21 protein-coding genes are annotated in these 21180 nt (G+C 71.6%); 5 read left to right on the top strand and 16 right to left on the bottom strand.

Going from position 1 to position 21180, the window contains the following annotated elements:
* The first annotated feature begins 3 nt into the window (after positions 1 to 3).
* Both QFW96_RS05490 and QFW96_RS05485 read left to right on the top strand, forming a co-directional pair.
* Positions 4 to 537, top strand: coding sequence for a TRAP transporter small permease (locus QFW96_RS05490; RefSeq protein ID WP_281454422.1), 534 nt, complete (start codon positions 4 to 6; stop codon positions 535 to 537).
* On the top strand, positions 534 to 1844 hold the full coding sequence (locus QFW96_RS05485; protein WP_281454421.1) for a TRAP transporter large permease: 1311 nt from the start codon (positions 534 to 536) through the stop codon (positions 1842 to 1844). Before QFW96_RS05490 ends, QFW96_RS05485 begins: the two co-directional genes overlap by 4 nt.
* Positions 1845 to 2474: 630 nt before the next feature.
* Here the strand turns inward: QFW96_RS05485 and QFW96_RS05480 are convergent.
* Together QFW96_RS05480 and QFW96_RS05475 are read right to left on the bottom strand one after the other, a co-directional pair.
* The gene (locus tag QFW96_RS05480; RefSeq protein WP_281454420.1) at positions 2475 to 3941 is read right to left on the bottom strand and encodes a CoA transferase; all 1467 of its coding nucleotides are present in this window, start codon (positions 3939 to 3941) and stop codon (positions 2475 to 2477) included.
* Complete coding sequence (locus tag QFW96_RS05475) at positions 3938 to 4582, bottom strand: TetR/AcrR family transcriptional regulator (RefSeq protein WP_281454419.1); 645 nt, start codon at positions 4580 to 4582, stop codon at positions 3938 to 3940. The genes QFW96_RS05480 and QFW96_RS05475 overlap by 4 nt, the downstream gene beginning before the upstream one ends.
* An 85-nt stretch (positions 4583 to 4667) precedes the next feature.
* Between QFW96_RS05475 and QFW96_RS05470 the strand changes: the two genes are divergently transcribed.
* Positions 4668 to 5474: an oxygenase MpaB family protein gene (locus tag QFW96_RS05470; RefSeq protein ID WP_281454418.1), complete on the top strand. Its 807-nt coding sequence runs from the start codon at positions 4668 to 4670 to the stop codon at positions 5472 to 5474.
* 65 nt (positions 5475 to 5539) lie between these two features.
* On the opposite strand, the gene QFW96_RS05465 is transcribed toward QFW96_RS05470, so the two are convergent.
* Entirely contained in the window at positions 5540 to 6316 is a 777-nt protein-coding gene (locus tag QFW96_RS05465) for a DUF1932 domain-containing protein (protein WP_281454417.1), read from the bottom strand.
* A 78-nt stretch (positions 6317 to 6394) separates the two neighbouring features.
* On the bottom strand, positions 6395 to 7648 hold the full coding sequence (locus QFW96_RS05460; protein ID WP_281454416.1) for an amidohydrolase: 1254 nt from the start codon (positions 7646 to 7648) through the stop codon (positions 6395 to 6397).
* A 171-nt stretch (positions 7649 to 7819) separates the two neighbouring features.
* Between QFW96_RS05460 and QFW96_RS05455 the strand changes: the two genes are divergently transcribed.
* Entirely contained in the window at positions 7820 to 9730 is a 1911-nt protein-coding gene (locus QFW96_RS05455) for a primary-amine oxidase (protein ID WP_281454415.1), read from the top strand.
* A 3-nt stretch (positions 9731 to 9733) separates the two neighbouring features.
* On the opposite strand, the gene QFW96_RS05450 is transcribed toward QFW96_RS05455, so the two are convergent.
* Positions 9734 to 9943: a DUF2277 domain-containing protein gene (locus tag QFW96_RS05450; RefSeq protein ID WP_281454414.1), complete on the bottom strand. Its 210-nt coding sequence runs from the start codon at positions 9941 to 9943 to the stop codon at positions 9734 to 9736.
* A gap of 73 nt (positions 9944 to 10016) precedes the next feature.
* Between QFW96_RS05450 and QFW96_RS05445 the strand changes: the two genes are divergently transcribed.
* On the top strand, positions 10017 to 10805 hold the full coding sequence (locus tag QFW96_RS05445; protein WP_281454413.1) for an MBL fold metallo-hydrolase: 789 nt from the start codon (positions 10017 to 10019) through the stop codon (positions 10803 to 10805).
* Between the two features lie 5 nt (positions 10806 to 10810).
* Here the strand turns inward: QFW96_RS05445 and QFW96_RS05440 are convergent, their stop codons facing one another.
* From QFW96_RS05440 to QFW96_RS05395, 11 genes are all read right to left on the bottom strand, one after another.
* A complete protein-coding gene (locus QFW96_RS05440; protein ID WP_281454412.1) occupies positions 10811 to 11863 on the bottom strand; it encodes a DUF418 domain-containing protein in 1053 nt (350 codons plus the stop codon).
* An 87-nt stretch (positions 11864 to 11950) separates the two neighbouring features.
* Positions 11951 to 12565: a response regulator gene (locus QFW96_RS05435; protein WP_425524722.1), complete on the bottom strand. Its 615-nt coding sequence runs from the start codon at positions 12563 to 12565 to the stop codon at positions 11951 to 11953.
* 74 nt (positions 12566 to 12639) lie between these two features.
* A complete protein-coding gene (locus QFW96_RS05430; RefSeq protein WP_281454410.1) occupies positions 12640 to 13842 on the bottom strand; it encodes a sensor histidine kinase in 1203 nt (400 codons plus the stop codon).
* A gap of 110 nt (positions 13843 to 13952) precedes the next feature.
* Positions 13953 to 15290 carry an MFS transporter gene (locus tag QFW96_RS05425; RefSeq protein WP_281454409.1) on the bottom strand — a complete coding sequence of 446 codons (1338 nt, stop codon included), beginning with the start codon at positions 15288 to 15290 and terminating at the stop codon, positions 13953 to 13955.
* A gap of 25 nt (positions 15291 to 15315) precedes the next feature.
* Complete coding sequence (locus tag QFW96_RS05420; protein WP_281454408.1) at positions 15316 to 16788, bottom strand: mannitol dehydrogenase family protein; 1473 nt, start codon at positions 16786 to 16788, stop codon at positions 15316 to 15318.
* Positions 16789 to 16817: 29 nt separating this feature from the next.
* Positions 16818 to 17795 carry a LacI family DNA-binding transcriptional regulator gene (locus QFW96_RS05415; RefSeq protein ID WP_281454407.1) on the bottom strand — a complete coding sequence of 326 codons (978 nt, stop codon included), beginning with the start codon at positions 17793 to 17795 and terminating at the stop codon, positions 16818 to 16820.
* A 119-nt stretch (positions 17796 to 17914) separates the two neighbouring features.
* Positions 17915 to 19204 (bottom strand): hypothetical protein, encoded by a 1290-nt coding sequence (locus tag QFW96_RS05410; protein WP_281454406.1) that lies wholly within the window; start codon positions 19202 to 19204, stop codon positions 17915 to 17917.
* A 151-nt stretch (positions 19205 to 19355) separates the two neighbouring features.
* Positions 19356 to 19844: a winged helix-turn-helix domain-containing protein gene (locus QFW96_RS05405; RefSeq protein ID WP_281454405.1), complete on the bottom strand. Its 489-nt coding sequence runs from the start codon at positions 19842 to 19844 to the stop codon at positions 19356 to 19358.
* Positions 19845 to 19894: 50 nt separating this feature from the next.
* A complete protein-coding gene (locus QFW96_RS30200) occupies positions 19895 to 19975 on the bottom strand; it encodes a putative leader peptide (RefSeq protein ID WP_406693064.1) in 81 nt (26 codons plus the stop codon).
* Positions 19976 to 20041: 66 nt separating this feature from the next.
* Complete coding sequence (locus QFW96_RS05400; protein WP_281454404.1) at positions 20042 to 20542, bottom strand: DnaJ family domain-containing protein; 501 nt, start codon at positions 20540 to 20542, stop codon at positions 20042 to 20044.
* A 50-nt stretch (positions 20543 to 20592) separates the two neighbouring features.
* On the bottom strand, positions 20593 to 21102 hold the full coding sequence (locus QFW96_RS05395; RefSeq protein ID WP_281454403.1) for a mycothiol transferase: 510 nt from the start codon (positions 21100 to 21102) through the stop codon (positions 20593 to 20595).
* Positions 21103 to 21180 lie beyond the last annotated feature (78 nt).

The following is a 21180-nucleotide window of genomic DNA, read 5'->3' as shown; positions in this document are numbered from 1 at the left end:
ACGATGCTCGACCACCTCCGCCGCATCGCGCTCATCGGCACCCGGTCGATGGCGGTGCTGGCGATGCTCACCGTGGGGCTGATGATGCTGTCGATCAGCTACGACGTCATCGCCCGCTACGCCTTCCGCGCGCCCACCGACTGGGCGTACCCGCTCAACTCCAGCGCCGTGCTCGCGGTGACCGTGCTGGCGATCCCGCACCTCTACGCCACCGGCCACCACATCTCGATGGACCTCGTGCACCGGGCGCTGCCGCGCGGGCTGCGCCGGATCGCCGACGCGGTGACCGCCGCGGCCGCCGCGCTGCTGGGAATCGTGCTGGCCGCCACCGGTTTCCACTCCGCGGCGCTGTCCTACGGGCACGGTCTCACCGGCTCGGGCACCTTCAGCGTTCCGCTGTGGGTGCCGGACGCGATCCTCGGCGTCTCCGGAGCGCTGCTGCTGGTGGTGGCGCTGCTGTTCCCGCCGCACGCCGAATCCGAGCTCGCCGCGACCACCGCCGGCGCCCCCGACACCGAGGACGGAGGTCCCGCGTGATCCTCTCCGACGGTCTGGTCGTGGCGCTGGCGGTCGCCCTGCTGCTGGTGCTCATCGCGGCCCGCACGCCGATCTTCATCGCCCTGTCGGTCTCCGGCATCACCGGGCTGCTGTGCCTGTCCGGGTTCGACGGGCTCAAGCTCGTACCGCTGGCGATGGGCGCCCAGCTGCAGGAGTACGCGCTGGTCGCCGCGCCGCTCTACATCCTGCTCGGCGAGGCGCTGGCCGTCACCGGGCTCGGGCGCGACCTGTTCGGCGCCGCGCACCGCTGGTTCACCCGCGTGCCCGGCGGGCTCGGGGCCTCGGCGATCGCGTCCTCGACGCTGTTCGGCGCCATGTCCGGCGTCAGCATCTCCTCGGTGGCGCTGATCGGGCGGATGGCCGTGCCCGAGATGCTCTCGCGCGGCTACAAGCCGGGCTTCGCCGCCGGATCGGTCGCCGCGTCCGGGGCGCTGGCTATGCTGATCCCGCCGAGCCTCATGTTCATCCTCTACGCCTCGGTGACCGGCGAGAGCGTCGCCTCGCTGTTCGCCGGGGGCATCGTGCCCGGCCTGCTGCTCGCGCTGCTCATGATCGGTTACGTGGTGGTGCGCGCGAAGCTCAACCCCGGCAGCGCGCCTCGCGACGGCGAGCACTTCGGCTGGCGGGAGCGCTGGGCCGCGCTAGGCAAGATCACACCGGCGCTGGTGCTGATCGCCCTGGTGCTGGGGTCGATCTACACCGGTTTCGCCACGCCCACCGAGGCCGCGGCGATCGGCGCGCTGCTGGCGCTGGCCATGACCGGCCTGGTGTACCGGAAGTTGGGCTGGGCCAACCTCAAGCTCATCTTCGCCTCCACCGCGACGGTCTCGGCGGCGATGCTGGCCATCGTCGGCTCGGCGTTCGTGTTCACGCAGATGCTCGTCGTGGCGCGGGTTCCCGAGACGCTCACCGACTTCGTCGTCGGCCTCGACGTGCATCCCCACGTGGTGCTGATCGGCATCATGCTGGTGCTGGTGCTGCTCGGGTGCCTGGTCGACGCGGCCTCGCTGCTGCTGGTGGTCACCCCGATCCTGGTGCCCGCGATCGAGGAGCTCGGCTTCGACCCGCTGTGGTTCGGCGTGCTGCTGGTGGTCAACCTGGAGATGGCGGTGATCACGCCGCCGGTCGGCCTGAACCTCTACACGATGAAATCGGTGGTCCCCGAACTCGACCTCGGTGACGTCTTCCGCGGCATCGCCCCCTACCTGGCGATCGAGTTCGCCCTCATCCTCCTCATGATCGCCGTCCCCGGCACAGCTACCTACCTCCCGAGCCTCATCACCTAGGGATACGTTTCAAAAGGAACGCGACCAGGATGACCCAAGCTTTGGTAGACGCGACCCACTACGGGTACGTTTCGCTAGGAACGCGACCAAGACGACGCAAGCTTTAGTAGACGCGACCCACTACGGGTACGTTTCGAAAGGCAGTGGCAATTTCTTCTGAAATTGGCAGACCGCACACGCAAGAAAACCACGAAACGCAGCCAATTTCTGGAGAAATTGTCACTCCGCACGCAAGCAGCTCGACCCCGCGAAGCGCTCCCGAAGACCCCCGTGGAGGTGGTGCAGTTTTCATGAAAACTGTCCCACCCCACGGGGTCTCTCTGTGGGGTGGACTCCAGGGTTCTCGAGGTGGTTGAACTGGGGTTTTGGGGTTCCGTCTTGTGGGTGGAGTGACACAGTTTTCATGAAAACTGTCCCACCCCCTCGGGGGCGCCTTGGGAGCGCTTCGCGGGGTGCTTCGGGTGGGCGCGGAGGGGCAATTTCGTCCGAAATTGGCTTCGTCTTGGGGGTTTCTTGCGTGTGCGGTCCGCCAATTTCGAACGAAATTTCCCCTGCCTTTCGAAACGTACCCGTAGTGGGTCGCGTTTACCGAAGCTTGGGTCGTTTTGGTCGCGTTTCTTTCGGAACGTCCTAGAGCCATGCTGGGCGGGAGGCGCCTCGGGGGAGGAGGACGTGGCGGTAGTGGCCCGGGGTTGCCGACATGCGGACCTGGTCGGTGACGCCCTGGTAGCGGCCGAGGGGCGTGTCCGCGGTGAAGGTCTCGGGATCGAGGTAGCGGTGCTGCTCGCCGCGATCGGCAGTCTCCGCGGCGTAGGCCTGGTCGAACACGCCCAGGCTCAGGATCCACAGCGCCGCGCGGGTCAGCGAGACGTGCACCCGCCAGCTGCCGCCCTCGGTGGCCCGCCGCGTCAGGGCCGCGACGACCCCGGCGGTGAGCAGCCACGACACGATGTAGTCGTTGACCACCAGGATCGGCGAGAGCTTCGGAGTGGTGCCGTCGCCCTCCAGGTCCATCATCCCGACGAGACTGCCCGCCGTCTGGTCGAAACCGACCCGGTCGGCCCACGGCCCGCGCTCGCCGTTGAGCGTCGTCGTCGCGTGCACGATCCCCGGCCGCATCTGCGCGGCCTCCTCCGGTGACAGCCCGATCGAGGCCAGGTAGCCGGGACGCCGGTTGGCGTAGAACACGTCCGCGCCCGCCAGCAGCTCGGCCACCTTCGCCTGGTGCGCGCGGGGATCCACCGTCGCCGAGCGCACGCCGACGTTGGCGCTCATGTAGGCGCCCTCGTGCTCGAACTCGCCCGGCCGCCACAGGTTCAGCACGTCGGCGCCGTGCAGCGCCATCGCCCGGCCCGTCCCGGCCCCGGCGATGACGTGGCCCATGCCCAGCGCGCGGATGCCCGAGAGAGGCTGCTCGACGCCCGGCGGCAGCGGCTCGGGCTCGGCGTCGCCGATGCGCTCGATCTCCACCAGCGGCATCTCGGCGAAGTGGTCGCGGTACTGCGGTTCGGCCAGGATCTCCTCGGGGCGGCGCAGCAGCGGCATCACCACACCCGCCTCGGCACCGGCCTCTTCGAGATCACGTCCCTTCCACCCGGCGATGGCCGCCGCCACCGACGCCGAGTCCTCGGGCACGTCGAGCAGCTTCTGCGCCCCGGCCTTGATCTTCGGGTACGGGTTGAGCGGCATCACCCACCGCTCGTCGGCGGTGGGGTAGAAGCGAAAGCCCAAGGCCTGGTTGGAATCCCCGGCGCCGGGATAGCCGTTGAGCAGCTCCCACCTGCGGTCGTAGAACGGGCACAGCCGGTGCGGAGCCACCCGCAGGTCGGTCTCGATGTCCTGACCCTCGCCACCGCGCAGCCGCCACAGGCGCGCGATCGCGGCCGACTTCGCCGCGAGGGTGATCGCCGCCGCGCCACCGAGTCGCAGGGTGCTGGGCACCACCGGGTCGGCGCCGAGGAACCGGACCTGACCGCCGGTGTCCGACGGGCTCATCCCGATCCCGGCCAGCACCTCGGCGAACTCGGCGTGGGCGTCGAAGGCGTCGTCGGTGCGGGGTGCTGCCACGGCCTCGGTGATCCGGTCGGTCAGCGTCACGGTGCTCTCCCGTCTCGCGGTCGTTGCGGAAGCTCGGAGGTGGCCAGGAAGATCTCGCTGCACCACTCGACGATCTCGGTCTCGGAGGCGGCCAGGTCGCCGTCCAGCCACGCGGTCAACGTCTGGGCCAGCCCGCCGACCAGGAAGCTCGACAGCAGCTCCAGCCGCGCACCGCCCTGCACGCCGTAGACCTGGCGGGCCTGGGTGCCCAGCAGCTGGGTGAACAGGCGGGTGGACTCGGTGCGCCGGTGCGCGAGCGGTGTTCCGGCCAGGAACGGGGAGAACAGCAGCCGGCCGCGCCGGGGATCCGCGGCGATGAGCCGCACGATGGTGGCCAGTCCGGTGCGCACCTTCATCTCGGCGTCATCGACGACGGTCACGGCGTCCAGGGCGGTGGTGGCGATCTCGTTGACCACGTGGTCGTAGACCGCGGTGGCGAGCTCGTCGCGGTCGGTGAAGTTCTCGTAGAAGTAGCGGTTGGCCAGCCCTGCCTGGCGGCAGACCCCGCGCACCGTCAGGCTCGGGTCGCCGTCGGGGGAGCCGAGCAGTTCCAGCCCGGCTTCGAGGAACAGTGCGCGGCGCTCGGCCTGGCGGTCCGAGCCCGTCACGCCGCCGTAGACGCGCAGAGGAGTGGTGGCCACCCGGCCATCTTGACATCTCGATCGCCCACTCGTCTCATGGTTCTGATAACGACTGTTACCAGATCGCTCCTCGGGAGGTCCTGCGATGCCCAGCGGCGTGGACGACTCGGTGCTCGGTGCGGGATTGCTGGCCGGCGCGGCGAACGTGATCATGCAGCTCAGCCGCCCCGGAGTCGGCCACGGCGTGGTGGAGAGCCGCGTCGACAGCGGCAACCTCTTCAAGCGCCCGGTCAAGCGCACCCGCACCACCATCACCTACCTCGCCGTCGCCCTGCAGGGCACCGACGAGGAGCGCGCCGCCTTCCGCCGCGCCGTCAACCGCCAGCACGCCCAGGTCCGCTCCACCGAGCGCAGCCCGGTGTCCTACAACGCGTTCGACCCCGATCTCCAGCTGTGGGTCGCGGCGTGCCTGTACAAGGGCGTCGAGGACATCTACCGCCTGTTCGGCGACATCACCGACCCCGACGCGCTGGAGGAGGTCTACCGCGAGTCGGCCGCGCTGGGGACCACGCTGCAGGTGCGCGAGGACATGTGGCCCGCCGACCGCGCCGAGTTCGAGCGCTACTGGACCGAGCAGCTCGACAACGTCCACATCGACGACACCGTCCGCGACTTCCTGCACGACGTGGCCGCGCTGAAGTTCCTGCCCGCCCCGCTCAGCACCGCGTTCGGCGGCTTCAACGTGTTCATGACCACCGGATTCCTGCCGCCGCGCTTCCGCGAGGAGATGCGGCTGCCCTGGACCGAGAAGGACCAGGCCCGCTTCGACCGGATCATCCGGGTCGTGGCCGCCGTCCAGAACCTCACCCCGCGCCCGCTGCGCCGCCTGCCCTACGACCTCGCCCTCTGGGACCTGCGGCAGCGAATGCGCCGCGGAATGCCCCTGGCCTGAGACCTGCGAGGGCTTGCCCCGCGCGGCGGGAGAGGGCGCGGCTGCGCCGCGTGCGCCGACCGCCCCTAGCTGTCCTCGCTCAGGCGGGCGTGCAGGTCCCGGCTGCCGGCGGCCATGCTGGGGGTGACGCCGAGGTCGGTGAGCATCTCGGTGGCGGCGGCCATCTCGTCGGTGCGGCGCACCGCGTGCTGGTAGGTGCCCGAGACGATGCGCTCCACAGTGGACTCACCGGCCGCGGTGAGGTCGGCGATGATGTTCTCCCGCAGCAGGTCCTCGAAACCGGCCGCCCGCGCGGCCTCCAGGGCCTCGACGATCGAGGCCGCCATGCCCTTGAAGTACACGCTGCGCAACAGCTTCCGCGTCGCCGCCAGGCCCGGCGGCCCGTCGAGGACCTCCACCCGAGCGCCGAAACCGCTCAGCAGCTCCGCCGCGCGCACCGCTCCCGGACCGCTGACCAGCATCGGCACCTGAAGTCGGGGCCCGGGTACCGGGGCCATGATCGCGATGTCGGCGAAGGCGATCCCGTGCCGCTCGGCGATCTCGGCGAGCCGCTCCTTCTTCGCCGGGGACGCCGTGTTGAGGTCCGCCCACACCGAACCCTCCGGCAGCGCACCGATCCCGGCCTCCATCACCTCGACCGCGACGGCCGAGCGGTTCACGCTGAGCACCAGGTCCGCGCCGGTCGCGGCGTCGGCCTCGCTGCTCGCCGCGACGAGGCCCGGCCCGGCGGGCACGGCAGGGTCGTAGCCGCGCACCTGCGCGCCCGCCGCCGCCAGGTCGGCGCTGAACGCGCCGCCGGCCTCGCCCAGGCCCAGCACGCCGATCACGGTTCGCTGCGACATCCGGTGTTCCCCTCCGCTCGTCCGACCCGTCCGCCCCGAACATAATCGCTCGGGCGGCGGTCGCTCCGGTCGACCACGTCACGCCAGCCACAGAGCGGCCGCGGTGACCAGCGCCGCCGCGGCCCGCCGCAGGGTCGGTTCGAGGCCGGTCGGCACGAACTCGGGGGAGTGGTTGCCCGGTGCGAGCCCGGCCGCCACCGCCGCGTTCGGCCTCGCCGGGTCCGGGTAGTCGGCCGGGTCGAAACCACCGAAGTTCCAGAACACCGACGGCACCCCGGCCGCGGTGCCGAACGCGCCGAAGTCCTCGCTGCCCGCCTTGGCCGGTGGCTCGTGCACGAAACCGTCCCCGAACTCCCCGGTGAACGCCTCGCTGATGCGCCGGGCGGCGTCGACGTCGTTGACCAGCATCGGGAACGAGTTGATCGGCTCGATGTCGGGTTCGCGCGGCGCTCCCGCCGCGGCGGCCTCGTGCCGGACGATGCGGCCGATGGCCTCCAGCACGGTCTCCCGCACCGCGCGGTCGAAGGTGCGCACGTTGAGCTTGAGCTCGGCGGTGGCGGGGATGACGTTCTCCTTGTTGCCCGCGTGCACCGCGGCCACCGTCACCACCGCGACGTCCTCGGGGGAGATCTCGCGCGCCACCACGGTCTGCAACCGCAGCACGATCGAGGAGGCGATGACGATCGGGTCGACCGCGGCCTGCGGCTGCGCGCCGTGCCCGCCCCTGCCGTGCACGGTGACGCGCAGGCTGTCGGCGGCGGCCATGAACGTCCCCGGCCGTACGTAGAGGTGCTCGCTGGGCGCCGAGGCGATGTGCTGGCCCAGAGCGACGTCGAAACCGGGGAACCGCTCGAGGAAACCGTCCTCGATCATCGCCCGCGCACCGCCGCCGACCTCCTCGGCGGGCTGGCACACCGCCAGCACCGTCCCCGACCAGGACTCCCGCCGGTCGGCGAGCTGCTCGGCCGCGGCGATCAGCGCCGCCATGTGCGTGTCGTGCCCGCACGCGTGCATCACCGGCGTCTCGGCGCCGTCGGGTCCGACGCCGGTGGCCGTGCTGCGGTAGTCCACGACCTCGACCTCGCGCACCGGCAGCGCGTCCATGTCGGCCCGCAGCAGCACCCCGGGTCCGTCACCGTTGCGCAGCACCCCGACGACCCCGGTGCCTCCGACCCCGGTGGTCACCTCGTACCCGGCGGCCCGCAGCCGCTCCGCCAGCACCCGGGCGGTGCGCACCTCCTGGAACGACAGCTCCGGATTCCGGTGCAGGTCCTCGTAGAGCTCGCGGATCCCCCCGATGCGCTCGTCCAGCCCCGCCAGCAACCCCGACATGCACGCTCCTCTCCTCGCGACCGGACCAGCCTCGCACCTCGCCCGTCCCGGCGGTGTGAAGCGGCGGTGACGACTCTGTTCGAGCGATCGTGCTCGCCCGCCCGCCGGGTCACCGCCATGCTGGAGGGGACCGAGCCGTCCGACCGGCGGCCGCTTCGGGGGAGGCACGAGATGACGATCGCCGACCAGCCCACCACCACCGCTCACCCGCTGGACCCGATGAGCGCCGAGGAGGTCGACGCCCTCCGCGCGGCGCTGGAGGACGCCGGGCTGCTCGGCGAGCACGTGCGGTTCACCTTCGTGGCGCCGGAGGAACCCGACAAGGCCGCCGTGCTCGCGCACCGCCCGGGCGAGCCGGTCGACCGCCGGTTCCGCGCCGTGCTGCTGGACCTGGCCACCGGTGTCTCCCACGACGCCGTCGTGTCCACCACGCGCTCCGCGGTGGACACGGTGCGGCGGCTGGACCCGGTCACCGACGGGCAGCCACCGATCATCGACACCGAGTTCGAGCTGGTCGAGGAGATCGTCAACGCCGACGAGCGCTGGACCTCCGCGCTGCGCCGCCGCGGCATCGACCCCGCCACCGTGCGGGCCGCTCCGCTGTCGGCCGGCGTCTACGACGAGCCGGGTGAGCGGGGACGGCGGATCATCCGCTCGCTGGGCTTCCAGCAGTTCCACCCCGCCGACCACCCGTGGGCGCACCCCGTCGACGGACTGTGCGCCTACGTCGATCTCACCCACCGCGAGGTCACCCGCGTCATCGACCACCGCGACCTCCCCGTCCCGCCCGAACCCGGCAACTTCGACGACCCCGAGGTGACCGGGCCGCCGCGCACCAGCCTCAAGCCCATCGAGATCACCCAGCCGGAGGGGCCGAGCTTCAGCGTCGACGGTCATCGGGTGCGCTGGGAGAACTGGGACCTGCGGATCGGGTTCAACGAGCGCGAGGGCCTGACCCTGCACCAGCTGTCGTTCCACGACCGGCCGGTGCTCCACCGCGCCTCGATCGCCGAGATGGTGGTGCCCTACGCCGACCCGTCACCGGTGCGGTTCTGGCAGAACTACTTCGACTGCGGCGAGTACATGTTCGCCCGCTACACCAACCCGCTGGAACTGGGCTGCGACTGCCTCGGCGAGATCCACTACTTCGACGCGGTCGTCGCCGACGACTTCGGGCGCCCGCGCACCATCCGCAACGGGATCTGCCTCCACGAGGAGGACTTCGGGGTGCTGTGGAAGCACACCGACCTGTTCACCGGTTCGCGGGAGACCCGGCGCCAGCGCAGGCTCGTGATCTCGTTCTTCACCACCGTCGGCAACTACGACTACGGCTTCTACTGGTACCTCTACCTGGACGGAACCATCGAGCTGGAGACCAAGGCCACCGGCATCACCTTCACCGGGGCCTACCCGGAGGAGGGCCACGAGCACGCCACCCGGGTCGCGCCCGGTCTGGCCGCGCCGTTCCACCAGCACCTGTTCTGCGCCCGGCTGGACGTCGCGATCGACGGGCCGCGCAACGCCGTGGACGAAGTAGAGGCCGAGGCCCTGCCGGTCAGCGACGCCAACCCGCACGGCAACGCCTTCCGCGCGAGGCGAACCCGCCTGACCACCGAGTCCCAGGCCGCCCGCCTGGCCGACAACTCGCGCGCCCGCACCTGGCACGTCGTCAACCCGGAGCGCCTCAACCGCCACGGCGACCCGGTGTCCTACGTCCTGCGGCCCGAGGGACAGCCGGTGATGCTCGCCGACGAGTCGTCCTCGGTGCACGCTCGCGGCACCTTCGCCACCCGGCACCTGTGGGTCACCCGCTACGACTCCGAACAGCGCTACCCGGCGGGCGATTTCGTCAACCAGAACCCGGGCGGCGCGGGTCTGCCGTCCTGGACCGAGGCCGACCGCGGCATCGACGGCCAGGACATCGTCCTGTGGCACACCTTCGGCCTCACCCACTTCCCGAGGCCCGAGGACTGGCCGATCATGCCCGTCGACCGCTCGGGCTTCACCCTCGTGCCCCAGGGGTTCTTCGACCGCAACCCCACCCTCGACGTCCCGCGCTCCGGCGGGCACTGCGGGTCCTGACGGTCAGCGGCCGCGGACCTGGAGGGAGTCCAGGAGCTTGGCCGTGGCGCGTTCGACCTCGTCCACCGCTTGTTCGAAGGTCTCGGCGTTGTGGGCGGCCGGGGCCCGGAAACCGGAGATCTTGCGGACGTACTGCAGGGCTGCGGCGCGGATGTCGGCGTCGGTGACCTGCTCGGCGTAGGGCGGGCGGAGGGTCTTGATGCTGCGGCACATGCCCGCATTGTCCGCCTGCCCACCGACACCGACCAGGGTTAGCGTGGAGCGGCCACCGACCCCGGAGGAGACGATGACGCTGCCGATCTGCGCGACCTGCGGGACGCAGTACGCACAGGCCCGCCAGGACTGCCCGATCTGCGAGGACGAGCGCCAGTGGGTTCCGCGCGACGGCCAGCAGTGGACCGACCTCCAGGCCCTGCGCGCCGAGCACGAGGCGGACCTGCGCGAGGAGGGCGGAGTGCTGGGCATCGGCTGCGCGCCGAAGTTCGCCATCGGCCAGCGCGCCCTGCTCGTGCGCACCGAGGCGGGCAACGTGCTGTGGGACTGCACCGCCTACCTCGACGACGAGATCGTCCGCACCATCACCGACCTCGGCGGGCTGATCGGCATCGCGATCAGCCACCCGCACTACTACACCACGATGGTCGAGTGGGCCCGCGCCTTCGACGTGCCGGTCCACCTGCACGAATCCGACCGCCAGTGGGTCGGGCGCCCCGACCGCGCGCTGCGGTTCTGGGGCGGCACCACCCACGAACTCGCCCCGGGGCTGACGCTGATCAACCTGGGCGTGCACTTCGCCGGCGGCACCGTCCTGCACCACGCCGCCGGTGCCGGGTCGCTGTTCTCCGGCGACATCGTGCAGGTCATCCCGGACCGAACCCACGTCGCCTTCATGTACAGCTACCCCAACCTCATCCCGGAGCGGCCGTCGGTGGTGCGCCGCGCCGCCGAGATCCTCGACGGCTACGCCTTCGACTCGCTGCACGGGGCCTGGTGGGACACCGTCATCCCCACCGGCGCCCACGAGATCGTCCAGCGCTCCGCCACCCGCTACCTCGACTTCGCCCTGGAACGCTGACGCGTTCACCGAGCGCTGGCGATCCCGCCCGCGGGGACGGACCGGCGCCGCAGCGGCACCAGTTCCCACCAGGTGATGCTGCGCAGCGCCCATTCCACCGGGCCGTAGCGGAACTTCCGCAGCCACCGGCGGCTGAACGCGGCCTGGATCGCGAGGATGATCAACGCCAGCAGCAGCGCGGTGGACCAGGCCGAGGACTCGTGCAGGCCCAGCGCTCCCGCGACCGCGACGACGATCAGAGTGGCCGTGAGGTAGTTGGTCAGGGCCATCCTCCCGAGCGGCTCGAACAGCGCGCGCACCGGGCGGCCCAGCCGCGTCCGGAGGACGAGCAGGAAGGCCGCCGCGTAACCGATCGCACCGAGAACACCCACGAGCGCGGAGATCCGGGAGGCCAGCGGCCCGTCCACCGGGTACACCAGTTCCGCCCACACGGTCGGCACGCTCAGCAGCACCGCGACCGCCAGCACGACGCGGAGTCGCCCCGGTCGGCGGGGAACGGTGTCGGCCAGCCCGGTCCGCGCGCACGCCAGTCCCAGCAGGAACAGTCCGGGGATGCTGAACGTCCCGCCCGAGGCCGCTGTGAAGCCCGCGACGGCCACCAGAACGCTCACCGGCACCAGAACCGCGTTCGGCAGCCACGACGCCGGAAGCAGGACCAGCAGTCCGGCGATGGCGTAGGGCAGCAGTGCCTCGCCGGGCTGCAGGAGGTGGTGCCCGACGCCGAGCAGGCCGAGGAGGACGAGCCTGCGGACGAGCAGCAGCCGGGGGTGCTTCGACCGCCTCTCGGCGCCGTCGAGGAACAGGGCGAAGCTCAACCCGAACAAGAAGGCGAAGATCGGGTAGAAGTGGCCTTCCACCACCATTCCGAGCCCGTCCGAGACCAGGTTCGACGTGGTGCTGTCCGCAGCGGGGGACAGCCGGGTGATCTGCGGGATGTTGATCAGGAGGATGCCGCACAGGGCGAAACCGCGCAGCGCGTCCCACTCGGTGATCCGGGACGGCGACCGCTCACCGGAAGCGGCGGTCGGCGCGGTCGGCGTGCTGGCTCGGGTGTTCATGACGACCAGCCTGCGCCGCGCCCCGCCTTCGCGCCTCGGCCTGCGGGCCGAGCCGCATCGGCCGAAAGTCCGGAACCGGCCGAGATCTCAACCGGCGGGGTCGGTGGTGACGGTGCCGGTCGACCACGCCCACGCGGCGATCTCCACCCGGTTGCGCACGCCCAGTTTGGACTGGATGTTGGTCAGGTGGGTCTTGATGGTGCCCAGCGAGATGTGGAGCTCAGCGCAGATCTCCTGGTTGGTGTTCCCGACCGCGACCAGTCGCGCCACGTCGAGTTCCCGCTCGGAGAGCGCCGCTCGTCGAGCGCTTGATCGGCCCGGGGGCGCTTCCCGGGGCGCCAGCCGGTGCAGCAGCCGGACGGTCACCGCCGGTGAGATCAGCGCGTCACCGCGGCGGGCGGCCTCGACGGCCTCGATCAGCAGCGTCGGGCTGGCGTCCTTGAGCAGGAACCCGCAGGCGCCGTTGCGCAGCGCCGCGTGCACGTAGTCGTCCTGGTCGAACGTCGTCACGACCACGACGCGCACCGGTTCGGTGGTCCCGGGACCGGCCAGGATCCGGGTCACCTCGAGCCCGTCGAGCCCGGGCATCCGAACGTCGACCAGGCAGACGTCCGGTCGCAGTCGCCTGGCCAGTTCGACGCATTCCACGCCGTCGGCGGCCTCACCGATCACTTCGACGTCCGGCTGGGCGTCGAGGATCATCCGGAACCCGCTGCGGACCAGCCGCTGATCGTCGGCGATGAGCACGCGCGTGGGATTCCCGGTGGTCTTCTCGCTCACCTGGCGGAGTCTGCCACGCCCAGCACCGGGAAGTCGGCTGCGATGCGCCAACCACCGTCGGGCGTGGCACCGGCTTCCATGGTCCCGTCCACCGCCGAGACCCGCTCGTGGAGTCCGACGACCCCGAACCCGCTGCGACCGCCGACCGGCAGCGCGGGTGACCGGGCGGGCGCGGTGTTGCGCACCTCGACCCGCAGCCGGTCGCCGGTCAGGTCGACCTCAACGGTCACCACCGTGCCGGGCGCGTGCCTGCGCGCGTTGGTCAGCGCCTCCTGCACCACCCGGAGCACCGAGGTCTCCACCTCCGGTGCGAGCCGGGCACCGCGCGCCGACGCCGCGACCGCGAGCGTCGCGAACTGCTGATCGGCGGTGCAGAAGTCGCTGACCAGGGCGGCGAGTTCGCCGAACAGCTCGCCCTGGCGGCGCGGCCGTCCGTCGGCGTCCCGCAGCACGTGCACCAGCCGACGCATCGAGTCGAGGGTCTCGACGCCCGCGTCGTGGATGTCGGCCAGGATCGCGTCGATCCGCTCGGGCGCGGTCTCGCGGACGGCACGAGCCGCGTTGGCCTGCACCACGATCCCGGTGACGTGGTGCGCCACGAAGTCGTGCAGGTCCCGCGCCAGTTCCAGGCGCTCGCCCTCCCGCACGGCCCGCACCGCGCGGGCCCTCCGGGCGTCGAGCACGCGCAGGTAGCAGCCGAGCCCGATCACACCACCGGCGGCGAAGGTCAGCAGGAACGAGAAGCTCAGCACCGAGGTCAACTGGTCCGGGTCCCAGTCGTAGGTGCGCAGCGGGCCGGAGATCACCGCTGCGGTGAGCGCGATCGCCACCATCGGCACTCGGATCCGGCGGCAGGCCTGGCACAGCAGGATGAGCAGGCACACCGACTCCAGCGCGCCCCAGGTGGCGGCTGCACCGGTGGTGAGCAGCATGGTCGCGGTCAGCGCGAGCGATCCGATCGCGGCGATCCACGACCGGAGGTGCAGCGGCAGGTACCGGTCGGGCACGGCCAGCAGGGCCGCCGCGAGCGCACCGGAGACCAGCGGTGCGATCCAGGCGCCGTGGACGTCGCGGATCCCGTCGGAGGACTCCAGGTCCAGCAACCAGACCAGCAGCAGGATCCCGCACAGCCCGGCGGCCAGCGCGTGGTGAGCGGGACGGGGCAGCGGTGCCGTCTCGGTGGGTACTTCGTTCTGCACGTCCCGAGGCTAGGGCATCCGCGCGGGCACGACCTCGTCCACGAGGCCGACCCGCGCGTGGTGGGCATCGGCCCGCAGGTCGATGCCCACCAGAACGAGATGGCTGGAGATCAGGCCGCGTCGTGCGGGACGTTGAGGTCGCGGTCCTTGGTCTCCGGGGCGATGAGCGAGGCGGCGAAGCTGATCGCCATGATCACCATCATGTAGATCGCCACCGGCACCCACGAGCCGCCGAAGGCGGCCATCAGCCCGGCGCAGATCAGCGGAGCCACACCGCCGCCCACGACCGAGGAGAACTCGCGGCCCAGCGCCACGCCCGCGTAGCGGTAGCGGTTGCCGAACAGCTCCGGGAAGTAGCTCATCTGCACGCCCACCGAGCCGTGGCAGGCCAGGACGAACCCGATCACGATGGCCACCGTGATCGCCACCGGCGAGCCGGTGTTGAGCGCGACGAACGTCGGCACCGGCAGCAGCACCAGCGCACCCATGATCGTGGAGTAGACCCTCTTGCGGCCCAGCACGTCCGACAGGGCGCCGAACCCGAAGGCCGCGATGCCGCCGCAGATCGCGCCCAGCAGCAGCACCTTCGGCACGAACGACTTGTCCACGCCCACCGTCGACACCAGGTAGGAGGCCATGAACACCTGGTAGGTGTAGGACTGGGCGTTGGACCCGACGTTGAGGAAGAACGCCAGCAGCAGCGGCCGCCGTCCCTCGCGGAACGTCTCGGCGATCGGGGCCTTCGTCTCGCCGACCTGCTCCTTGAGCTCCTGGAACACCGGGCTCTCGTTGAGCTTCCGGCGGATGACCAGCGCGGCGATGGTCACCAGCAGGCTGCTGCCGAACACCAGCCGCCAGCCCCAGCTCATCAGCGCGTCCTCGGGCAGCGCCTGCGCCAGGATCCACGCCACCGCGCCCAGGGCGGTGCCCAGCGCGGCCCCGGTCATCACCAGCGACGCCAGCGCGCCGCGCTTGCCGCGCCCGGCGGTCTCGGTCAGCAGCGTCGCCCCACCGGCCTGCTCGGCGCCGGCACCCATGCCCTGGAAGAACCGGCACGCCACCAGCAGGACCGGCGCCAGCAGTCCCACCTGCGAGTACGTCGGGAGCAGGCCGATCGCCAGCGTCGAGCCGCCCATGAGCAGCAGCGTGGCCACCAGCACCCACTTGCGGCCCAGCCGGTCACCGAAGCGGGAGAAGATCAGCCCGCCCAGCGGTCGCGCGGCGAAGCCCACCGCGTAAGCGCTGAACGAGGCCAGGATCCCGGCGACGGGGGAGATGTTCGGGAAGAACAGCTTGCTGAAGATCAGCGCTGACGCCGTGCCGTAGATGACGAAGTCGTACTGCTCGAGCGTCGTGCCGATCAGTCCGGCCCACGCCGCTCGCCGCACGGCCTTCCGGTCGGCCGGCGTCTCGGTGGTGTCCACTGTGGAACTTCGTTGTTCGCTCATCGGACCACGCAATCTTCTCGTGCGGTTATCTCTGGGCTTGCAGGGCTTCCTCGGTGGCGGCCGCGACCCCGTGGGTGGCGAGCACGTCGATGAACTCCGCGACCCGGGCCTGGAACTCGCCGTGGGCGGCCAGCTCGTCGCCGAGCAGACCGTCGCGCAGCGCCGCCGCCGCGAACTCGCGCGTGCTCGCGGCCCCGGCGTGCGCCTCGCGCAGCGCTTCGGCGGCGGGGTCGACGATCGCCGCGGTGTGCTCGTTGGTCTCCGGCGCGGTCGTGGCGCGCAGGTAGGCCGCCACGCACAGCGCCAGGTGCTGCGGCATCCGGCCCGCGGCCAGGTGCAGCGCAGCCGGGACCGGGACGCGCTGGGCGAGCTTGGTCGAGCCGTCGGAACCGACCTGGCGGGTCCGGTGCCCCAGGGCGCTGTTGCTCCAGCGCGTGAACAGCTGGGCCGCGTAGTCGTCGAAGTCGATGTCGGACGGCATCGTCAGGCTCGGCAGGTAGTCGGCGCGCATCACCTGCCGGGCCGCCTCGGCGATGTGCGGGCGCGCGGTGGAGTCGGCGATGAGGTCGCAGCCCTCCAGCGCGCCCAGGTAGGCGATCAGCGAGTGGGTGCCGTTGAGCAGCCGCAGCTTCATCAGCTCGTAGGGCTCGACGTCGTCGGTGAAGGTCACCCCACCGTGCTCCCACGCGGGCCGGCCGGCGGCGAAGCGGTCCTCCAGCACCCACATGCTGAACGGCTCGGCGGGCACCGGCGCCTCGTCGCGCAGGCCGAGCCGCTCGGCCACCGCCGCCCGGTAGGCGTCGGTGGTGGCCGGCACGATCCGGTCCACCATGCCGTTCGGGAAGCTCACCGAGTCCCGCAGGTAGGCCAGCAGGTCTTCGCGCTCGGGCGCGGGCAGCGCCTCGGCGAACTCGCGCACCAGGCGCCCGGTGAGCTCGCCGTTGCCGGTGAGGTTGTCGCAGCTGAGGATTGCCACCGGTGCCGCGTGCGTGGCGGCGCGGCGCTGCAGCGCGCGGGCCAGCCTGCCGACGGTGGTGCGCGGCGCGCCGCCGTCGAGGTCGGCCCGCACGGCCGGGTCGTCGAGGTCGAGCCGCTGGGTGCGCGGAGAGTAGCTGTATCCCTTCTCCGTGACGGTGAGCGTGACGATCCGGGTCTCCTGCGCCGCCAGCGCGTCGAGCACGGCCTCCGGCTGCTGCGCGGCCACCAGCACGTCGCTGTGCACGGCCGGGACGCCGACCTCGGTGCGTTCGGGGGAGATCTCCACGACGCCGTAGCGCATGTCCTGGTCCCGCATCGCCTGCGCGACCGCCGCCGAGGAGTTCGCGACCCCGACGATCGCCCACGGCCCCTCGGTGTGCTCCAGCGCGCGGGCGGTGTGCACGGCCTGGTGCGCCCGGTGGAAGTTGCCGAGTCCGAGGTGGACGATGCCCGGCGCGCCCAGCGAGCGGTGGTGCTGCAGGGCCGAAACGGGCGTGGTGGACGCGGAGAGTCGTTGCATGGCGAGCCAATCGGTGCGGGAAGGGGAAATCAGCGGGAGGCGGGAGCGGTGGATTCGCGCACCACCAGCTGCGCGGGCAGCAGGTGCTTGCGCGGCGGCATCCGGTGACCGCCCAGGATCGGGCCGAGCAGCTCCACGCTGAGCGCTCCAGCTTTGGACCAGGGGATGGAGATGCTGGTCAGCGAGGGGCGGGAGACCTCGGTGAGCGCCACGTCGTCGATGCCGATGACGCTGAGCCCGTCGGGCACGTCCACGCCCAGCGCGCGGGCGCCCTTGATCACGCCGATGGCGACCAGGTCGTTGTGGGTGATCACCGCCGAGGCGCCGGTGGCCAGGACGCTGGCGGCCACGGCGGTGCCCGCGGCGACCGTCTCGGCCTGCCAGTCCAGCACCTCCAGCTCGATGCCCGCCTCGGCGGTGAGCTCCTCGACGAGCCGCACCCGGCGGGGGCTGGACCACGAGTGGTGCGAGCCGGAGACGAACGCGATCCGCCGGTGGCCGAGCGCGGCGAGGTAGTCGACGGCCTGGCGGAGGCCGTCCGCGGCGTCGGCGAGCACGCAGTCGACGTCGTCGTGCTCCTGGTTGATCAGCACCGACGGCGTGGACCCGCACAGCTCGACGAGCTCGTCGGCGGGCAGTCGCGACGAGCACAGCACGATCGCCGCGACCTGGCTGCGCAGGTGCGTGATCGCCTCGCGCTCGCGCTCCGGATCGCGGTCGGTGTCGTGCAGCACGAGGGTCTGCTTGCGCCGCCTGCCCTCGCCCTGGGCGGCCTTGACCAGCGTGCCGTAGACGGGGTTGGCGATGTCGGGCACCACCATCGCCACGGTGGATCCGGCGGCCTGGGGCTCACCGGGCTTGGCGCCCTGGTAGCCCAGCTCCTGGGCGGCGGCGAGGACCTTGCGCAAGGTGTCCGGGCCGAGCCGCTGCGGGTCGCTGAACGCCCGCGACGCCGTGGACAGGGCGACGTCGGCCCGCTTGGCCACGTCGGTCAAGGTCGGCGCCATCGCCCCTCCGCTCTCGCACGTCCCGGTGCGGCACCGGGCAGAGCAGATATTGACCAACCTTGCGCAAACTTGTCAACTCCGTTGCCGAACTCGGTGGTCCGCACGCCGGGCGCCGACGGCTACTCCGGGGCCGAACCGCCCAGGACGTCGCCCAGGCGCAGGCGGTAGAGGCGGGTGGGGCGGCCGCGGCGGGTCGGCTGCGCACTGCCCTCGGAGGTGACCAGCTCGGCGGTGCCGAGCTTGCGGATCAACCGCCTGCCGCTCGGATCGGTGATGCCCATCAGCGTCGCCAGCTCGCTGGGGGAGACCGCCCGGCCGTGCAGCTCCCGCTCCAGCGAGACCAGGCGGGACAACGTCGTCGGGCTCAACCCGACGTCGCGGGCCAGCCGCTCCAGCTCCGCGCTGTGATCGCGGTAGGCGAACTCCGCCCGCCGCCCGGACCCGCCGATCGGCCCGATGATCACCCCGCTGTCCTGGATGACGAACCCGCACGAGTACGGCTCGGCCTCGGCGCGCACCACCGCGCGCTCGGCCAGCGAGATGCCCTCCCGCACCGACGGTCCCAGCCCGAACCCGGCCGCGATGCGCACGTTCATGTCGCGCTCGGCCCGCTGCAGCCCCGGAACCACCTGCCAGTCCGAGGTCGCCCGCTCCAGCAGCGCCTTGTGCCCGAACAGCACCAGCCCGCGCCTGCCGCGGTTCTCCACCCAGGACCCGGCCAGCTGCGGGTCCTGCAGCAGGAACTCCCGCAGGGCCGCTCGCGCCCGGTCCACGTCGTCGCCGTCGCGGATCTGGAAAACCCCTGCGGCGACGCGACAATCCTCGGCCTGGTCGGCGCGCACCCGCAGCGCCAGCTCCTGCAGCTGCGTCCGCACCGTCGACGCGGGCAGCTCGACCTCGACCACCGGCGCCTCGGCGCGCAACGAGTCGGCGACCTGCCTGCGCGGGGTGAGCACCACCCCGCCGTTGCGCAACGCCTCCCGGTGGTGCGCGACGATCTCCTCGACCGGCTGGCCCGGCGCGTAGGGCAGCGCCGAGTGGCGCACGCCGAGCGAGGTGGCGACCTCCTGGATCACGTGGTGGTCGAAGGAGTCGATGCTGGCCCGGCGGTGCTCGGGGAACTCCGCGCGCATCCGGCCCACGGCCAGCGCCAGCTCCAGCGGACCCGGTCGCACCACCGCAACCGGCATCCGCTCGGGGATCTGGTCGCGCACCGCGTCGTAGGCGTGCGGGCCGAGGAGCAGACCGTCCACACCGGGCGAGGACAGCAGCTCCCGCAACCGGTCGGACACCTCCTCGGGTGCACCGTGGACACCCCAGCGCGCGGTCGTGCCGGTGACGGTGCTCGCGGCCTGGCGGAAGACCTCCTGGCGCCGCGCGTGCACCAGCACGCCGATCACCACGCTCATGTCGCCACCCGGATTCGTTTCGCCGACGAAACTTCACCAGGATTGCGCGAACCGGAGACGCGGTCAACGTGATCCGGAGAGGAAGTGCGTCGTGGTTGCTCCGCGCGGCGGAAAGGTGGGGCCCGCACCTGAAACGGCGGGTGCCGCCGCGCTAGTCGGTGACGATCCGGACGCGTTCCGCGTGATCCAGGCGATATCCGACGCCGCGGACGGTGGTGATGAGATCGAGGTCGGGGCCGAGCTTGGTGCGGATGCGGCGGACGTGGACGTCGACCGTGCGGGTGCGGGGTTCGCTGGCGAAGTCCCACACGGCGGCGAGCAGCGTGTTGCGGTGGTGCACGCGGCCGGGATTGCGGGCCAGGAACAGGAGCAGGTCGAACTCCAGTCGCGTGAAGCGGACGAGGGTGCCGTCCGGGCGCACGATCTGCCTGGCCGCCACCAGGATTCGCAGCTGCGGCGGCGCCGCCGGCGCGGTGTCCACGATGGACTGGACGGGGATCGAGCCGCGCGCCTCGGCGTTGCGGGTCAGGATGCGTTCCAGCAGTCCCAGGTCCTCGCGGGTGATCACGAATCGGGCGTTGACCTCGACCAGCTCGGCGTCCTCCGGGGCGAAGTCCGCTGCTGTCGGTTCCAGCGTCATGGCACGTTTCTCCATCGCTGCGGGGTGTGAACGGGCGGGAGCGGCAGAGCTCAACCGCGCGGACACGCCGCGGAGGCGACCCGCAGCAGGTCGATGTGCGCACGCTGCACGAGCAGCGTTCCCGTGGCCATGCCACAAGATGGAATCAGGTCCCACAGATGCGGTCAAAGGGTGTCCGCACGGTGAGAACGCACAGGTCAGCGCCGGAACCAGCGAAGGAACCGGCGGTGAGGCTTGCGAGGCGGTTCGGGAGCGGGTTCCGGTTCGTCGAGTTTCGGCTCGTCGCGTTCCGCGGCCGCCCGGTCGGCCCGCCAGCGCCGGACCACGTCCTCGACGTCGACCGGCGCGACCGCCACCCGCGGTCCCTCCGGGAAGCGCAGGTGCTCGACGATCCGGCGGTTGAGCTCGGCGGCCAGGTCGCGCACCGACTGCTCGCTGGTCAGCTCCGCCACCGTCGACGGCAACCGCTCGACCTCGCGGCGCAGCCGCAGGGGAGTGGGCAGCAGCGCGTCCCCGGACAGGCCTTCGCGGCGGATCTGCTCCTTGACCCACCACTGCTCGTCCAGCGGTGCACCGGCCCCCGGCAGCGGCTTGCCCGCACCGGGCAGGTCGTCGAACTCACCGCGCTCCTGGGCGGTGCGGATCTGCCGGTCCACCCACGACTCGAACGTGACCCCCGGAGGCTTGCGCTCGCTCATGCCTCCCAGTGTCCGGCAACGATCCAGTGCCCGGCAACGACGTCCCGATGTCAGGCGGTGCGGCGCAGGAACCCGTTGAGCAGCGCCGCCTGACCGGCGTGCTGCAGGTCGTCGGCGATGACGCTCACCAGCCGCACGCCCAGCGTCACCGGCGGGGACCAGCTCGCGTCGATGACCTCGTCCAGCTCGGCGTCGTCGAGGCCGGTGACGAACCGCAGCGTCTGCTCGTGCACCGCGTCGTAGTAGCCGGTCAGCAGCTCACCGGGGGCGCGCACCGACTCCACCTGGTCGGTGTCGTGGCCGTAGCCGGTGTCCTCCTCGTCCAGCGGCAGCGCGAACCGCGACGCCCAGTTCTGCGCCAGCCACACCTGCTCGATCTCGGCGACGTCGGCGATGTGGTCGTCCTGCACCCGCGCGAGGTGCCACACCAGCCAGGCGATCGAGTTCGCCCCGTCGTCGATCCGGTGCGCCAGCTGCTCCTCGTCGAGCCCGTCGACCGCCTCGTGCACCGCCTCCTGAACCCTGCTGAACGCATCGACAAGCACATCGGCGCTGGTCATCGGGCCCCGCTCCTCACATCCGGATGCACACGCTGGTGCCGACAACCGTACGGCGCGTCCCCCGCCGCGGCAGCGCTT

The sequence above is a fragment of the Saccharopolyspora ipomoeae genome (assembly GCF_029952525.1).
Classification (GTDB): Bacteria; Actinomycetota; Actinomycetes; order Mycobacteriales; family Pseudonocardiaceae; genus Saccharopolyspora; species Saccharopolyspora ipomoeae.
Note: the sequence above shows the minus strand (reverse complement) of the source record. Positions and strands in the feature narration are given on the sequence as shown.

Coding starts and splice junctions, on each gene's coding strand:
- QFW96_RS05425 (WP_281454409.1), bottom strand. CDS start 15,290: ATGAGCGAACAACGAAGTTCCACAGTGGACACCACCGAGACGCCGGCC.
- QFW96_RS05490 (WP_281454422.1), top strand. CDS start 4: ATGCTCGACCACCTCCGCCGCATCGCGCTCATCGGCACCCGGTCGATG.
- QFW96_RS05415 (WP_281454407.1), bottom strand. CDS start 17,795: ATGGCGCCGACCTTGACCGACGTGGCCAAGCGGGCCGACGTCGCCCTG.
- QFW96_RS05395 (WP_281454403.1), bottom strand. CDS start 21,102: ATGACCAGCGCCGATGTGCTTGTCGATGCGTTCAGCAGGGTTCAGGAG.
- QFW96_RS05445 (WP_281454413.1), top strand. CDS start 10,017: ATGACGCTGCCGATCTGCGCGACCTGCGGGACGCAGTACGCACAGGCC.
- QFW96_RS05465 (WP_281454417.1), bottom strand. CDS start 6,316: ATGTCGCAGCGAACCGTGATCGGCGTGCTGGGCCTGGGCGAGGCCGGC.
- QFW96_RS05440 (WP_281454412.1), bottom strand. CDS start 11,863: ATGAACACCCGAGCCAGCACGCCGACCGCGCCGACCGCCGCTTCCGGT.
- QFW96_RS05410 (WP_281454406.1), bottom strand. CDS start 19,204: ATGAGCGTGGTGATCGGCGTGCTGGTGCACGCGCGGCGCCAGGAGGTC.
- QFW96_RS05450 (WP_281454414.1), bottom strand. CDS start 9,943: ATGTGCCGCAGCATCAAGACCCTCCGCCCGCCCTACGCCGAGCAGGTC.
- QFW96_RS05400 (WP_281454404.1), bottom strand. CDS start 20,542: ATGAGCGAGCGCAAGCCTCCGGGGGTCACGTTCGAGTCGTGGGTGGAC.
- QFW96_RS30200 (WP_406693064.1), bottom strand. CDS start 19,975: ATGGCCACGGGAACGCTGCTCGTGCAGCGTGCGCACATCGACCTGCTG.
- QFW96_RS05470 (WP_281454418.1), top strand. CDS start 4,668: ATGCCCAGCGGCGTGGACGACTCGGTGCTCGGTGCGGGATTGCTGGCC.
- QFW96_RS05435 (WP_425524722.1), bottom strand. CDS start 12,565: ATGATCCTCGACGCCCAGCCGGACGTCGAAGTGATCGGTGAGGCCGCC.
- QFW96_RS05455 (WP_281454415.1), top strand. CDS start 7,820: ATGACGATCGCCGACCAGCCCACCACCACCGCTCACCCGCTGGACCCG.
- QFW96_RS05420 (WP_281454408.1), bottom strand. CDS start 16,788: ATGCAACGACTCTCCGCGTCCACCACGCCCGTTTCGGCCCTGCAGCAC.
- QFW96_RS05460 (WP_281454416.1), bottom strand. CDS start 7,648: ATGTCGGGGTTGCTGGCGGGGCTGGACGAGCGCATCGGGGGGATCCGC.
- QFW96_RS05405 (WP_281454405.1), bottom strand. CDS start 19,844: ATGACGCTGGAACCGACAGCAGCGGACTTCGCCCCGGAGGACGCCGAG.